A 14,549-nucleotide genomic window follows, 5' to 3' on the forward strand; every position below is an offset into this window, starting at 1 on the left:
TGGGTAATAGTGCCGTCAGCGCGACCGGCAGTTGTGCCGTTTGACCGCACTGGCCTCTTTTCTAGCGTGACTTTCACACCGCGCGGACCACCGCGCCCGGGGAATTCGCTTCAGGAAGGAGGTGGCCCGTCGATGTCCAGTCCGGGATTCCAGGCAGATTCCGCTGCCATGACGCGCGCCGTCCAGGGTTTCGAGGAAACCGCGACGAACGCCAAGTCCACGATGGCCAGCTTGGAGTCCGAGCTGACCGAGGCCCTGCGCAACTACAAGGGTGACCAGGCCGTGGCCTTCTGGGACCTCCAGCGGCGGCTGCAGGAGAAGATGTCCGCGGCGGTGAAGGAGCTCGACACGATGTCGCAGCTCGTGCACACCAGCCACGCGAACTACGGCCGCGGCGACGCCGACGTCCACCAGAGCTTCCAGGGGGTCGGCAACACCCTCGAGGGCTCGGGCGTGCTCCCCCGCCTCAACCCCTGACCCGAGAGGACGCTCATCATGGCCGACGTCGTCGAAATCAACTTCGCCGCGCTGCAGCACAGCTCGGCTTCCCTGGCCGCCAAGGCCAAGGCGCTCACCTCGCAGCTGGAGCAGCTGCACCAGAACCTGCAGCCGATCACCGCGACCTGGTACGCCTCCGGCAGCTCCGCCGGTGACGCCGCCCGCCAGGCCGAGACGCGCCTGCGCCAGGCCACCGCGGACATCGTCGCGATCATCGCGCAGTTCGGCGGGAAGGTCGGCGAGGCGCACGACCTCCAGCAGTCGCTGGAGAACCGCAACCAGGGGCTGTTCGCGGGCTGATCCGCGCCAAGACGTCGGTCGGCCGGTGCGGGAAACCCCCCGCTCGCACCGGCCGACCGGCTTTCCCGTACCGCGACCAGAGAGCCGGGACCCGATGCACGACCAGTCGTACTACGTCCACCTGGAATCGCTGAAGGACTTCGTGCGGGAGCTGGAGACCCAGATCCACGCGATGTCGAAACCGAACGACTTCCTGCTCACCCTGGGCGAAGAGCCGCTGTTGTTCGGCGAGTTCGGCGAGGCCGGGTCGCTGGCCGACGCCCACCGCGCCGCCGTCTCGGAGATGCAGGGCCTGCTCGACCAGGTCCGCAGCGCGATCGGGTTCGCCCAGGACGTCACCACCACGGTCGCCGACGGTTACCAGCACGCCGACGAGTCGGTGGCCGGGGACCTGCACGCGTCGGGGGCCGTCACCGGCCTGCTCGACCCGCTGCTCGGCCTGCTGGGCGGCGGGGACACGGACGGGAGCCGCAAGGGATGACGAAGAACACCGCGCACACGAACTTCGCCGCGTACAGCCACCAGCAGCTGTACGCGATGCTGCAGGCCGGCGACCCGAACAGCGCGCGCCACGCCGCCGACAAGTGGAAGTCCGCCGCGCTGCACCTGCACGAGCAGGCCCACAACCTCAACTCGGAGCTGACCGAGTTCAAGGACCAGTGGACCGGCGGCGCGGCCGAGCAGTACCAGCACATGATCATCGACCTCGCGAACGGCATCTCGAAGGTGGCGCAGACCGCCGAGGCGATGAACGTGATGCTCGGCGACGCCGCCGACGCGCTGGTGAAGGCCAAGAAGGAGATGCCGCCGCCGGTCTCGGTGCCGGACGTCGCCCCCGCCGACGTCGCGCTCGCGGTGAACCCGCCGCTGCTGCCGCCGGACGCCTCCCCCGCCGTCGTCCAGGCCGCGGCGCAGCAGCGCCAGCAGGCCATCGCGAACGTCGAAGCGCAGCAGGCCGCCGCGAACGCCGCCGGCTCGGCGCACGGCAAGGCCATCGTCGTCATGACCGAACTGGCCGGTGAGTACACGGTGGCCGAGGAGTCGATCCCGGCTTCGCCGAACGCCGTCCAGACGCCGACGACCCCGCCGGCCGGCGGGGGTGCTGGCACTGGCGGCTCGCCGAGCCTGGTCGGCAACGGCATGACCGGTCCCGGTGTCATCGTCACGCCGGCCGACGGGCACCCGCTGCCGTCGACGAACCTGCCGCGGCCGGGGACGACCGCGCCGACGTCGAACCCCCTGTTCGGCGACATGTTCACCGCCGGGCTCGCCGCGGCTTCGGCCGCCGCGTTCGGCCGGTTCGGCTCGATCATGCCGAAGGTGCCGTCGTGGGCCACCGGCAAGGATCCCAAGGACAAGAAGGACGAACCGGCCGGCACGAAGCTCGGCGGGGGCGGCGCAGGTGTCGAAGGTGGCACCGGTGGCGGCATCCCGATCGGCGGCGGTGACGCGCCTTCGCTCGGCGGCGGCGGCGGAATTCCGGTCGGCGGGGGCGGGTTGTCCGGTCCCGGCGAGGTTCCGGCGGCGCACTCCGGCCTGGCCGGCGACGGCGGCGCGGGCAACGCGCTGAGCGGGCTTGCCGGCGGCGCGGCCGGGGCGGCGGGCGCGGCGGCCGCCAAGGGCGCGATGCCGATGATGCCCATGATGCCGATGGGCATGGGCGGCGGCGGGGACATGGGCTCCGGGCGGCGGATCCCGGCGTGGCTGGTCGAGACCGAGAACGTCTGGGGCCAGTCGGCACCGGTCGCGCCGCCGGTCATCGGCGAAGACGGCGCCTGATGACGGCGGCGGGATACCGCGTCGCCCCGGCGCGTCTCGACGCGGTGGCCGGCGAGTCCGGCTCACGCGCCGACGCGCTTTCCGGGGCACAGTCGGCGGTGGCGGGCGAGAAGGTGCCCGCCGCCGCGTTCGGCCAGGTGAGCGAGTCGGCCGCCGCAGCCAAGACGTTCGAGAAGACCATGGCGGAGCTGGGTTCGAAGCTCGAGTCGAGCGTGTCCCGGCTCCGGACGATCCAAAGTGGACTCACGGCGTCCGCCGCCGGGTACCGGCGGGCGGACGCGCAGGTCGCGGCGATGTACCGGGCCCTGCTGCCCGAGGATCCGTTGCCGCGCGCGGGAAATCCCGCCGGGATCGGCGGCGCGGCCGACACCGGGGCGTGGGCGCACGCCATCGCGGACAACCGGGTGAAGGTCGCCGACGCGCTGACCGCCGAGCGTGCGCGGCTGGCCGCGTTGACCGACGCCGACGCCATCGCGCGGTCACAGGCGCGGATCAAGCTGTACGAGGACATCCTCGCTCACGACCGGCAGATCCTCCGGTTCGATCCCTCGGGCAACGGCCGGATCGCCGAGCTCGTCGGGCACATCGAGCCGGGGACGCGCAACGTCGGGCTGTTCGTGCCCGGCGTCAACACGCAGATGTCGAACTTCGACGCCTACGCCGGCCTCGGGCGCAGCCTGGTGGCCGCGGATCCGGCCGGGCGCACCGCGGTCGTCGTCTGGGCGGACGGGGTGTTCCCGCAGGGCCCGGTGGCGCAGGGGCCGGACGCAAGCTACGCGCAGGCGATGGCGCCGGGTCTCAAGACGTTCGCCGACGACCTGCGCGGCGAGATCGCGGGCCACGCCGGCCCCGGCGTCACGCTCACCGCGATCGGGCACAGCTACGGCGGGGCGACGGTCGGGCTCGCCGAGGCGCACGGCCTCGACGTCGACCGCGTGCTGCACGTCGAGTCGGCCGGGATGGGGCACGGCGTGTGGTCGCCGTCCGACCTGCCGCCGAGCCAGGCGGGCGTCCAGCGGTACTCGATGACGGCGCCGCTGGACCCGATCGTCATCGCGCAGGGCAACGCGTGGGGCCTGGAGTGGACCGGCATCGGGCACGGCGCGGACCCGGACGTCTTCCCCGGCGTCACCGAGCTGGCCACCGGCCACGACGCGGCCGGTTCGGCGCTGTGGGGCGTGTCGTCGCACAATGACGTGCTGAAGCCGGGTTCGGATTCGTGGACGAACATGTACCGCGTCCTCACCGGCGACGGGAAGGTGCTGCCGTGAACCCGGAACTGCGCCGGCTGGGTGCCGAGCTGACGTCGGTGATCGACGACGTCGCGGCGGCCTTCGGCGGTCCCGTCGACCCGACCCTGGACGGCGAACTGGACTGCGACCCGATCAACCCGGGTCACCTGTTCTGCTGGCAGTACGGCGTCCGCCTGGAGACCCCGGCGTCACCGGAAGACCGCCTGGCATCCCTGCTCCCGGCGTTGCGCCGCGACGGCTGGGAGTCCCAGGACCGCAGCACCCCCGGCGAGCACATCACCCGCTTCTCCCGCGACGGCGCGGACTTCACGATCCACGTCACCCGCGCGGGCAACGCGGTGGCGATCATCGGCTCCACCCGCCCCATCCCCGCCTGACCCCGTGTCGTCCCTCCAATCACGAGTGATGCCCCTCCAATCACACGTGATGCCTCCCCAATCACGTTGATTCCCCTTCCGGCACGCCGAGCTCACGTGCGGGAAGGGGTATCTCGCGTGATCGAGCGGGCATCACACGTGATTGAAGGGTCATCACGTGTGATTGAGGAGTCGACACGGCCTAGGGGGTGAAGCGGGAGGGGCGCCAGCCGCGGCGGCGGGCCCGGCGGACGGCCGCGACCGTCACCCCGGCGGCGGCGGCCAAGGCGACCCCGGCCAGCGCGATCGTGCCGGCCGCGACGTCGGAGCGGCGGGGTGCGGGGGCCGCGGCCGGGACCACGGCGGGGGCCGTGACCGGCACCGGAGCCGCGCCGGGCGGGGAAACGTCGGCGGGGAGGGTCGAGGACACCGCTGCGTAGGCGTCCAGGACTCCCCAGCCCAGGCGTGGGTCGTGGGCTCCCGAAGGCGGGCGGTGGGCGGTGAGGGTCAGGCGCGTGACGACCTGGTCGCCGGACAGCTCCGGGTGGTACGCCCGCACCAAAGCCGCGACACCGGCGACGTACGCCGCCGCGAGGCCGGGGTCCGTCACCGGCCAGCGGTGGGCCGCCGCGCCGCCCGCCCCGGCCGAGGTGCTCACCAGGTCCGCTCCCGGCGCGGCCACCCCGACGTGGTCGCCCGCCTCCGTCTGCACCGGTTCGCCCGCCTGGTTCACCGAGCCGACGGCCAGGACACCGGACGTCGCCGTCGGGTACGTCCGGGCGCCCTGCTGGGTCGCCGACGCCGCCGACACGACCACCGCCCCGGCCGTACGCGCCCGCGAGACCGCCGCCGACAACGCCGGGCTGTCGGCCGCCGCGGGCACCGCGATCAGGATGACGCCGGCGTGGCGGTCCACGGCCGTGTCGATCGCCCCGGCCAGCGCACCGGGGTCGCCGCCGTCGGACGTGGTGTACCGCAGGGGAAGCAGCCGCACGCCGGGTGCGACGCCGGCGAACGTCGTCGACGGGTCCGGCTGGGCGCCGACGATCCCGGCCGCGATCGTGCCGCGGCCGTCGCAGTCGGTCCGTTCGGTGCCCGCGCCGCCTTCGAGCTGGCCGGGCGCGAACTGCGCGTTCTGCCCGTCGACGCCGGTGCCGACGACGGCCACCAGCTGGCCGCCGCCCCGGGTCAGCGGCCACAGCCGCGCCGGGTCGACCAGCCGCTGGCCCCACGGTACTTCGCCGGTGTAGGTGCCGGACGGGTTCGCGCACCCCTCGGCCGAGGCCGCCGGTGCGCCGGACACACCCGAGGCAGCCACCAGGCCCGCGACCGCGAGCACCGCCGGTAACCGCACCCCCACCCCCGAAAACCGAAAGACGGTGGCGGACAAGGAATTCCGCCACCGCCAGTCTAGCCCGGAAACACGCGTCAGCGAAGGTCCATCCCGAGGTCCAACGCGGGCGAAGAATGCGTCAGCCCGCCCACCGACAGATAGTCCACACCGGACCACGCGTACGCCTTACCACGGTCGAGCGTGAGGCCACCAGAGGATTCCAGCCGCGTTTTCGGCGAGACTTCGTCGCGGCGCGCCACCGCCCGGCGGCAGTCCTCGGGCGTGAAGTTGTCCAGCAGCACCTCGTCCGCCCCGGCCGCCAGGGCCTCTTCGAGCTGCTCCAGGGTGTCGACCTCCACTTCGCACGCCAGTTCCGGGGCGTGCGCGCGGGCCGCGGCCAGCGCCGCGGTCACCGAACCGGCGGCGACGACGTGGTTGTCCTTGATCAGCACCGCGTCCCCGAGGCCGAGCCGGTGGTTGACCCCGCCCCCGCAGCGGACGGCGTACTTCTGCAGCAGCCGCAGTCCCGGCAACGTCTTGCGGGAGTCCCGGATGGCACACCCGGTACCGTCCACTTCGGACACCCAGGCGGCGGTCGCGGTGGCGACGCCGGAGAGGTGGCACAGCAGGTTCAGCGCCGTCCGCTCGGCGGTGAGCAGCCCGCGCACCGGCCCGGCCAGCACCAGCGCGGGCTCGCCCGCGACCAGCCGGTCACCGTCCTCGCGCCGGGCCAGCACCTCGTAGCCGTCGCCCAGCACCATGTCGAACACCGCGAGCGCCACCGGCAGCCCGGCGATCACGCCGTCGGCGCGCGGGGTCAGCTCCGCAACCGCGACGGCGGACTCGGGCACGGTCGACGCCGTCGTCGCGTCCGGCCCGTACCGCAGGTCCTCGCCCAGCGCCGTGGCCACCACGCGCTCGACGTCCTCGACGTCGAGCCCCGCGGCGGCGACCAGCGCGCGGACCGGTTCGGAGATGGGGAACGTCATGCCACGCCCTCCAGGGGGATCGGGTCGGCCAGCACCGGCTGGCCGGACGGGCTGAGCCGGATGAGCTGGCTGCGCCGCCAGCCTTCGTCGGGCGCCGGGAAGTCGGACCGCACGTGGCAGCCGCGCGACTCGGTGCGCCGGACGGCCGCGGCGAGCAACGCCTGCGCCACCACGGTGAGCGCCGCGTCCTCCACCCCCTTGTGCGTCCACAACGGAGTGTCCGAAAGAGACAGATCGAGCACCGAGCCGGCCGCCGCGAGCCCGTCGGCGTCGCGGCCGATCGCCGCGTACCGGCTCATCACGCGCTGCAGGGAGTCGCGGTCCGCGGCCGGCGCGGCCGTCCACGACGGCAGCCGTCCCCGCGCCGGATCGGCCAGCAGCCCGGCCGCGAGGTCCGCGGCGACGGCCTCCGCGACGCGCTGCCCGACGACCAGTCCTTCGAGCAGGCTGTTGGACGCCAGCCGGTTCGCCCCGTGCAGCCCGGTCCGCGCGACCTCGCCCGCGGCGTACAGCCCCGGAACCGACGAGCGTCCGTCCACAGTGGTCACCACCCCGCCGCACGAGAAGTGCGCGGCCGGGGTCACCGGGATCGGGTCCACGGCCGGGTCGAGCCCCAGCACCGCGCACGCCGCGAACACCGTCGGGAACCGCTGCGCGAACCCGGAAATCCGCGTCGCATCGAGGAAGACGTGGTCGTCGACCCCGCCGGGCGCCGACGTCATCCGGCGCGTGATGGCCGCCGCGACGACGTCGCGGGGGGCCAGGTCGCCGAGCGGGTGCACACCGCGCATCACCGGCAGGCCGGCACCGTCGACCAGCGTCGCGCCCTCGCCGCGCACGGCCTCGGTGACCAGCGGGCAGCGTCCGCGGGCCCCCGGGGTGTACAGGACGGTCGGGTGGAACTGGACGAACTCGATGTCCGCCACGGTCGCCCCGGCCCGCAGCGCGAGCGCGAGGCCGTCGCCGGTGGCGATCTCCGGGTTCGACGTCGCCTGGTAGAGCTGCCCGATCCCGCCGCTGGCCACCAGCACGGCCGAGGCGCGGACGACGCCGGGAACGCCGTTCCGGTCGAGCACGGTGACCCCGGCGACCCGGCCGCCCGGGGTGCGCAGCGCGTCCACCGCGATGTGGTGCTCCAGCACCGGCACCCGCGCCTGCCCGGCCTGCGCGACCAGCGCGCGTTCGACCTCGGCGCCGGTCGCGTCGCCGCCCGCGTGGATCACGCGGAACGCACTGTGCCCGCCCTCGCGGGTCCGCGCGAGCAGCCCGGACGCCGCGGCGTCGAACCGGGCCCCGTCCGCCCTCAGCTGGGCGACCGCGGCCGGCCCGCCGTCGAGGATCGAGCGGGCCGCGGCCTCGTCGACCAGCCCGGCTCCTGCGGTGAAGGTGTCCTCGGCGTGCCGGGCGACCGAGTCGTCGAGGTCGTGCTCGTTTTCCAGGACCACGGCGACGCCGCCCTGGGCCCAGCGCGTGTTGCCGTCCGCGACCGCCGCCTTGGTGATCACCAGGACGTGCAGCCCGAGCGCCTGGGCCCGCAGCGCGGCGGTCAGCCCCGCGACGCCGCTGCCGATCACGACCAGGTCGGCACGAGCTTCCCAGACCGGGGTTTTCGCCTGTGGGTCATTAACCGGCGTGGTCATTCGCCGCCGCCGGGCTGCCCGATCTCGATCATCCGCTGCACCGAGGCCCGCGCCTTCGAAGCCGTCTCGACGTCGACGTGGACCTCGTCGAGGCCGTCGCGCAGGCACCTCAGGAGCGCCGCCGGCGTGATCATCTTCATGTACCGGCAGGACGCGCGGTCGTTCACCGCGCGGAAGTCGATGCCCGGCGCGGCCTTGCGGAGCTGGTGGATCATGCCGATCTCGGTGGCCACCAGCACGGTCTTGGCCTTCGTGTCGCGGGCCTCGTGGACCATGTCGCCGGTGGAGAGGATCTTGACCCGCTCCGGCGCCACCGCCCCCTCGCCGGCCAGGTAGAGCGCCGACGTCGCACACCCGCACTCGGGGTGGATGAACAGGTCGGCGTCCGGGTCCTCGGCCGCGCGCTCGGCCAGCTCGGCGCCGTTGATGCCGGCGTGGACGTGACACTCCCCGGCCCAGACGTGCATGTTCTCCCGGCCGGTGACGCGCTTGACGTGCGCGCCGAGGAACTGGTCCGGCAGGAAGAGAACTTCCTGGTCGGCGGGGATGGAGGCGACGACGTCGACGGCGTTCGAGGACGTGCAGCAGATGTCGGTCTCGGCCTTCACCTCGGCCGTGGTGTTGACGTAGGAGACGACCACCGCGCCCGGGTGCTCGGCCTTCCAGGCCCGCAGCTGCTCCCCGGTGATGGAGTCGGCCAGCGAGCAGCCGGCCCGCGCGTCCGGGATCAGGACCGTCTTCTCCGGCGAAAGGATCTTCGCGGTTTCGGCCATGAAGTGGACACCGCAGAAGACGATGGTGGACGCGTCGCTGCTCGCCGCGATGCGGCTCAGCGCCAGGGAGTCGCCGGTGTGGTCGGCGATGTCCTGGATCTCCGGGACCTGGTAGTTGTGCGCGAGCAGGACCGCGTCGCGCTGCTTCGCCAGGCGCCGCACCTCCTCCGCCCAGGCCGCGTTCGCCTCGACCCCGCCGAACGGGGTGAGACCTTCCGGAACCAACGTGGTGGTCATCGGGCCCTCCTGGACCTGTCTCCGGTTTTCGCCTTACAATCGAAAACCGTGCGAAGTCATCTTAACACCCAGGCCCCCCTGGCCCACGAGGTTTTGGGCGCGGTCCTTCAAGTGCGCTCGGACACACTGCGGGTGCTGCTGTGGCGCCGCGCGCTGGACCCGCACCTGGGCCGCTGGTCGCTGCCGGGTGGCCGGCTGCGGCCCGACGAGGACGTCGAGACGTCGATCCGCCGCCAGCTCGCCGAGAAGGTCGACGTCCGCCAGCTCAAGCACGTCGAGCAGCTCGCGGTGTTCAGCGACCCGGACCGCGTGCCGGGGCCGCGCGTGGTGGCGACGGCGTTCCTCGGGCTCGTTCCGTCGGACGTCGACCCCGAGGTACCGGAAGACACCGAGTGGCACGACGTCGCGAAGCTGCCGCGCACGGCGTTCGACCACGAGGCGATCGTGCTGCGCGCCCGCGACCGGCTGCGCTCGAAGCTGTCCTACACGAACCTCGGGTTCGCGCTGGCGCCGGACGAGTTCACGATTTCCGCGCTGCGCGGGCTGTATTCGGCGGCGCTGGGCTACCGCGTCTCGGCGACCAACCTGCAGCGGGTCCTTTCCCGGCGTGGCCTGCTGGTCCCCACCGGCCACACGGCCGCACCCGGCCGGGCGGGCGGACGCCCGGCGGCGCTGTTCTCCTTCGCCGGCAAGGGCATGCAGATCACCGATCCGTTCGCGGTGTTCAAGCCGCCGTCCCGGTGACCATCCTGCGCCGAAGGCGTTCTCCCTTTACGGTGGACGCGTGACCGAGCCGGAATCGGAAAGTGACGCGACGACGACGCTGCTGCCGTTGTTCCCGCTCCAGACCGTGCTGCTGCCCGGCACCAAGCTCCCGCTGCACATCTTCGAACCGCGGTACCGGCAGCTGACGGCGGACCTGGTGAACGGGACCGTGCCGGAGCGCGAGTTCGGCGTGGTCGCCCTGCGGTCGTCCCTGACGCGCGAGGTTCGTGGTCTGGACCAGTTGTACGAGGTGGGCTGCAGCACGGTGCTGCGCGAGGCGAAACGCCTGCCGGACGGCCGCTTCGACGTCGTGACGCAGGCCCAGCGCCGGTTCCGCCTGCGCGAACTCGACTGCGTTTCGGCGCCGTACCTGATCGCGTCGGTGGAGTGGGTCGACGACGACCCGGTGGCGCCGGCCGGCGACATGGCCGAGCGGCTGGCGGCGGTCGCGCGCGCGGCGCACCGGCGGTACTGCGAAACGGCGTGGCGCAGCGAAGACTGGCACGCCCCGGGACCGGGCACCACGCTCGGCGAGCTGGCCTACGCGCTGGCCGCGGACTGCCTGCTCCCGCTGGAAGACCGCCAGCGGCTGCTCGAAGAACGCCACCCGCTGCGCCGGCTCCGCATCGCCTGCCGCCTGCTGACGCGGGAAACGGGCTTCCTGAACACCCTGGGCGCGGTGCCGCTGCCGCCGGGCGAATTCACCGATCCGATCCGCCCGGCCAGCCTCAATTGAGCCGGCTCAGGAAGAGCCGTTGCCGAACTTGTTCCACACCTTGCCGGCCGCGCCCGAAACCGCTTCGCCGACGTCGCTGAACACCTTCGTCAGCGGGTCCGTGGACGAGCTCCACGACTCCTTGTACGACTGGGCGGCCGACTTCAGGTCGTCCTTCCAGTCGGACGTCGGCTGGTCGGAGTCGCGGCGCGGGTAGTCGCCGGCGAGGATCGCGCGGTACTCCTCCGAAGCCGCCCACTTCTGCAGCTGGGCCGCCCGGACCACGGCGAACGGGTGCGACTCGGTCTCGACGAACTTGAGCTTGAGGAAGCTGTCGCGGATGTCCTCGACCGACTCGTATTCGGTGGCCTGCTGCAGGAACGACGGGACGTCGATGCGGGCCGGGTCGATGCCGCCCGCGACCTGGATCTGCGCCCGCAGCGCCGCCGTCGGGTCCTGGCTGCACAGCAGCCCGGCGCGGTCGCACGACAGCTCGGCCTTGCGGAACCACTCGCGCAGCGCCGCGATGATCGCCCGGATCCCGAGCGCGCTGACCGGCGTCCACGACATCGCCGTCTGCAGGCCGATCAGGCGCACCATGATCGTGCGGTAGACCGCGTGCCCGGACAGCACGTGCCCCATTTCGTGGCCGATGGCGAACCGCAGCGACTCCTGGTTCATCAGCTCGACGAGCCCGGTGCTCACCCGGATGAACGGCTCGTCCATGCCGACGGCCGACGCCTGGATGCGCGGGTCCTGGTAGACGTACAGGTTCGGCACGGCGGGCAGGTCGAGCGTCTCGGCGCATTCGTGCCGCAGCCGGTCGAGCTCCGGGTACTGCTTCGGCCCGACGCGGATCGACGACGCGAGCGCCATCAGCCGCTCGCCGCGTTCGTTGTAGAAGCCCGAAACGGCCTTGACGACCTGGGCGAACCCGGGCACGGCCCGCAGCGTGGCGAGCGCGCCGCGGTCCACCGGGTGTTCGTAGGCCCGCGGGCTGATGCCCGGGAAGCGGACGGCGTTGGGCCGCGGAACTTCGATGTCTTCGGTCACTGTCGGTTCCCCCCTGTAGGTGACGGCCACCACCTTAGGGGAAAGCCGTCAGCCGAGGCGGCGGCCCAGGTCGTCGCGGCCGTTCCAGGTGGCCAGCAGGCTGTAGGCGATCGACACGCCGAGCGGGCCGGTGAGCAGCACCCACCACGACTCCAGGCGCGGCGCCAGTTCGATCACCGAGCCGAGCGCGGGCGGGCTCGACACGGCGTAGTGGCTGTTCGCCCAGCCGACCCCGAGCAGCATGGCGAGCGCCCCGGCGAGGGCGACCCCGAGCACGGCGGCGAGGAACACGACCGGGCCACGGCGTTCGCGCAGCAGCCAGACGACGACACCGACGACGATCCCCAGCCCGAGCAGGAGGAACCCGAAGACGGCGAGGTCGTCGAAGCGGTGCCAGCTCTCCAGTTCGAGGGCGCCCTGGGTGCCGTCGGCGGCGACGATGCGCACGCGCTCCGGCGGCGCCAGCCGCGACCAGGCGAAGGCGAGCGGGAAGCTCAGCAGGCTCAGGGTGCCGAGCACGCTGACGGCGGGCAGCAGGTCGGCCTTGACGACGACCCGCGGCCGCCGTTCCCGGAACAGCACGGGCACCGACCACGGCCCGGCCACGGCCGACGGCCGGTGCGCGGGCCCCGACGACTCACTCACCCGGACTCCCTCCTGCATTCGTGCCACCGAGCGTAACCGGTCGGTGCGCCCGGGCCGCCCACGGCGGGTCGTGTCGCGGACGGCGGCGGGCCGCGGAAGGCGTCAGCCGCTCGCCGTGTCGCCGTGGCGGCTGCAGCGGGCCGTCCAGCCGAGGGGGCTGACCTGGACCACCAGCCGGCGCGCGCAGAACGTGCAGTAGCGCGGCGGTTCCAGTGCCGTCCTCGGGTTGTGGCACGCCGGGTGGTCCGCCCCACCCGGCGACTCCTGTCCACAGTGGACGCAAAAGGCAGCGTCAGAGGCTGTCACTGAGGGCCTTGATCGGCATCTTGAGCTCGTCCAGCATCTCCAGGTCCGCCGAAGCCGGGCGGCCCAGGTTGGTCAGGTAGTTGCCGACGATGATCGCGTTGATCCCGCCGAGCATGCCCTGCTCCGCGCCCAGGTCGCCGAGCGTGAGCTCGCGGCCGCCGGCGAAGCGCAGCATCGTGCGCGGCATCGCGAGCCGGAACGCCGCCACCGTCCGCAGCGCGTCGCGGCCTTCGACGATCTCGTAGTGCTCGTACGGCGTGCCGGGCTGCGGGATGAGGAAGTTCATCGGCACCTCGTGCGGGTTCAGCTCGGCCAGCTGCACGGCGAACTCCGCGCGCTGCTCGACCGTCTCCCCCATGCCGATGATGCCGCCGCAGCAGACCTCCATGCCCGCCTCGGCGACCATCCGCAGCGTGTCCCAGCGCTCTTCCCAGGTGTGCGTGGTGACCACGGCCGGGAAGTGCGAGCGCGCCGTCTCGAGGTTGTGGTTGTAGCGGTGCACGCCCATGTCGACGAGCTCGTCGACCTGCTCCTGCGTGAGCATGCCGAGCGAGCAGGCGATCTGGATGTCGTTGCCGTCCTCGCGGATGGCCTTCACGCCCTCGCGGACCTGCGAAAGCAGCCGCTTGTCGGGCCCGCGGACGGCGGCGACGATGCAGAACTCCGTCGCGCCGGTTTCGGCGGTCTGCCGGGCGGCCTTGACGAGGTTCGGGATGTCGAGCCACGCCGAGCGCACCGGCGTCGGGAAGCGGCCGGACTGGGAGCAGAAGTGGCAGTCCTCCGGGCAGCCGCCGGTCTTCAGGCTGATGATGCCCTCGACCTCCACCTCGGGCCCGCACCAGCGCATCCGCACCTCGTGCGCCAGCGCGAGCAGGTCGGGCAGCCGGTCGTCCGGGAGCCGGAGCACGTCGAGGACCTGCTGTTCACCGAGGCCGACGCCGTTTTCTAGGACCTGCTCGCGTGCGAAGGCGAGGACATCGGTGTCCGGGACTGCGGTCACGGGCGCTCCTTGATCGAGGTGGTGCGGCAAACGTTCCTCATCGTGCACGACGGGGCGCCGAGGGGACAGCGATGCAGGTCACTTCCCGGCGGAAGCGCACCCCGCGAAAAGCTCCGGGTCGAACTCCCCGCCGAACCACGGCGACAACCCGGTCCGCGCGGCGGCCAGGAACTCTTCGCGCGAGGCGTCCCCGAGCCCGGCGGGCAGCGCGCCGAGCAGGGGCGCACCGGCCGCCACCGGCAGGTCTTCGAGGTTGGACAGCGCGGCGAGGTCCGGTTCGGCCGGCCAGGACCCGATGATGACCCCGGCGACGGTCAGCCCCCGCTTGGTGGCGACCTCGGCGGTGAGCGCGGTGGCGTTGAGCGTCCCGAGCCCGGCCTCGGCCACGATGATCACGAGCGACCCGAGCGACCAGGCGACGTCGGCAAGGCTCGCGCCGGCGCTGTCGAAGCGCACGAGCAGCCCGCCGGCGCCTTCGATCAGGGTGAGGTCGTGGTCGGTGTCGAGGTCGGACGCGGCCTGCGCGATCTCCCCGGGATCGAGCGCGGGCAGCCCGCTGCGCCGCGCGGCGGCCTCCGGCGAGAGCGGATCGGGATAGCGGCGCAGCTCCCGGGTGGTGACCCCGGCCCCGGCGAGCCGGACGACGTCCTGCAGGTCACCGTCCTCGCCGGGCCGCACCCCGGTCTGCGCGGGCTTCAGCACGGCCACCCGCTGCCCCCCGGCCACCGCCACGGCCGCGATCGCCGCCGTGGTGATCGTCTTGCCGACCCCGGTCCCGGTCCCCGTCATCACCAGCATGGTCACGAACCATCAACTTAGTGACTCACCCACCGCACGCGCACGCGGGCCGTGGTCAGCCGCCCGCGGTCGTGAGTGGCAAGGCGAGTGAGAACTCGCCTTGCCACTC

17 protein-coding genes are annotated in these 14,549 nt (G+C 72.9%); 8 read left to right on the plus strand and 9 right to left on the minus strand.

What is annotated here, in order from left to right:
- Positions 1–132 precede the first annotated feature (132 nt).
- The 6 genes from AB0J55_RS24950 (at position 133) to AB0J55_RS24975 (ending at position 4,207) form a co-directional block, all read left to right on the plus strand.
- Entirely contained in the window at positions 133–477 is a 345-nt protein-coding gene (locus AB0J55_RS24950; protein ID WP_152603733.1) for a WXG100 family type VII secretion target, read from the plus strand.
- An 18-nt stretch (positions 478–495) separates the two neighbouring features.
- A complete protein-coding gene (locus AB0J55_RS24955) occupies positions 496–798 on the plus strand; it encodes a hypothetical protein (RefSeq protein WP_003057455.1) in 303 nt (100 codons plus the stop codon).
- 94 nt (positions 799–892) lie between these two features.
- Entirely contained in the window at positions 893–1,279 is a 387-nt protein-coding gene (locus AB0J55_RS24960) for a hypothetical protein (protein ID WP_364252852.1), read from the plus strand.
- Positions 1,276–2,577: a WXG100 family type VII secretion target gene (locus AB0J55_RS24965; RefSeq protein ID WP_364252855.1), complete on the plus strand. Its 1,302-nt coding sequence runs from the start codon at positions 1,276–1,278 to the stop codon at positions 2,575–2,577. Before AB0J55_RS24960 ends, AB0J55_RS24965 begins: the two co-directional genes overlap by 4 nt.
- Entirely contained in the window at positions 2,577–3,848 is a 1,272-nt protein-coding gene (locus tag AB0J55_RS24970) for an alpha/beta hydrolase (RefSeq protein ID WP_364252858.1), read from the plus strand. Before AB0J55_RS24965 ends, AB0J55_RS24970 begins: the two co-directional genes overlap by 1 nt.
- The gene (locus AB0J55_RS24975; RefSeq protein ID WP_364252861.1) at positions 3,845–4,207 is read left to right on the plus strand and encodes a hypothetical protein; all 363 of its coding nucleotides are present in this window, start codon (positions 3,845–3,847) and stop codon (positions 4,205–4,207) included. The genes AB0J55_RS24970 and AB0J55_RS24975 overlap by 4 nt, the downstream gene beginning before the upstream one ends.
- A 181-nt stretch (positions 4,208–4,388) precedes the next feature.
- On the opposite strand, the gene AB0J55_RS24980 is transcribed toward AB0J55_RS24975, so the two are convergent.
- From AB0J55_RS24980 to nadA, 4 genes are all read right to left on the minus strand, one after another.
- Positions 4,389–5,525, minus strand: a complete 1,137-nt coding sequence (locus tag AB0J55_RS24980) for a S8 family serine peptidase (RefSeq protein ID WP_364253107.1) — start codon at positions 5,523–5,525, stop codon at positions 4,389–4,391.
- Between the two features lie 89 nt (positions 5,526–5,614).
- Positions 5,615–6,508 carry a carboxylating nicotinate-nucleotide diphosphorylase gene (gene nadC, locus AB0J55_RS24985; protein ID WP_364252864.1) on the minus strand — a complete coding sequence of 298 codons (894 nt, stop codon included), beginning with the start codon at positions 6,506–6,508 and terminating at the stop codon, positions 5,615–5,617.
- The gene (locus AB0J55_RS24990) at positions 6,505–8,148 is read right to left on the minus strand and encodes an L-aspartate oxidase (protein WP_364252867.1); all 1,644 of its coding nucleotides are present in this window, start codon (positions 8,146–8,148) and stop codon (positions 6,505–6,507) included. Before AB0J55_RS24990 ends, nadC begins: the two co-directional genes overlap by 4 nt.
- A complete protein-coding gene (nadA, locus tag AB0J55_RS24995; RefSeq protein WP_364252870.1) occupies positions 8,145–9,158 on the minus strand; it encodes a quinolinate synthase NadA in 1,014 nt (337 codons plus the stop codon). The genes AB0J55_RS24990 and nadA overlap by 4 nt, the downstream gene beginning before the upstream one ends.
- A gap of 111 nt (positions 9,159–9,269) precedes the next feature.
- Between nadA and AB0J55_RS25000 the strand changes: the two genes are divergently transcribed.
- Positions 9,270–9,902, plus strand: a complete 633-nt coding sequence (locus AB0J55_RS25000; protein WP_364252873.1) for an NUDIX domain-containing protein — start codon at positions 9,270–9,272, stop codon at positions 9,900–9,902.
- A gap of 40 nt (positions 9,903–9,942) precedes the next feature.
- Complete coding sequence (locus tag AB0J55_RS25005) at positions 9,943–10,659, plus strand: LON peptidase substrate-binding domain-containing protein (RefSeq protein ID WP_364252876.1); 717 nt, start codon at positions 9,943–9,945, stop codon at positions 10,657–10,659.
- Positions 10,660–10,665: 6 nt separating this feature from the next.
- Here the strand turns inward: AB0J55_RS25005 and AB0J55_RS25010 are convergent, their stop codons facing one another.
- The 5 genes from AB0J55_RS25010 to bioD form a co-directional block, all read right to left on the minus strand.
- Positions 10,666–11,691, minus strand: a complete 1,026-nt coding sequence (locus AB0J55_RS25010; RefSeq protein ID WP_364252879.1) for a M48 family metallopeptidase — start codon at positions 11,689–11,691, stop codon at positions 10,666–10,668.
- Positions 11,692–11,739: 48 nt separating this feature from the next.
- Positions 11,740–12,336 carry a DUF2567 domain-containing protein gene (locus AB0J55_RS25015; protein WP_364252882.1) on the minus strand — a complete coding sequence of 199 codons (597 nt, stop codon included), beginning with the start codon at positions 12,334–12,336 and terminating at the stop codon, positions 11,740–11,742.
- Positions 12,337–12,438: 102 nt separating this feature from the next.
- Positions 12,439–12,642, minus strand: a complete 204-nt coding sequence (locus AB0J55_RS25020) for a hypothetical protein (protein ID WP_364252885.1) — start codon at positions 12,640–12,642, stop codon at positions 12,439–12,441.
- Complete coding sequence (gene bioB / locus AB0J55_RS25025; RefSeq protein ID WP_364252888.1) at positions 12,629–13,642, minus strand: biotin synthase BioB; 1,014 nt, start codon at positions 13,640–13,642, stop codon at positions 12,629–12,631. Before bioB ends, AB0J55_RS25020 begins: the two co-directional genes overlap by 14 nt.
- A 78-nt stretch (positions 13,643–13,720) precedes the next feature.
- A complete protein-coding gene (bioD, locus tag AB0J55_RS25030) occupies positions 13,721–14,440 on the minus strand; it encodes a dethiobiotin synthase (protein WP_364253110.1) in 720 nt (239 codons plus the stop codon).
- Positions 14,441–14,549: the final 109 nt, after the last annotated feature.

The sequence above is a fragment of the Amycolatopsis sp. NPDC049688 genome (assembly GCF_040674975.1).
Lineage (GTDB): Bacteria > Actinomycetota > Actinomycetes > Mycobacteriales > Pseudonocardiaceae > Amycolatopsis.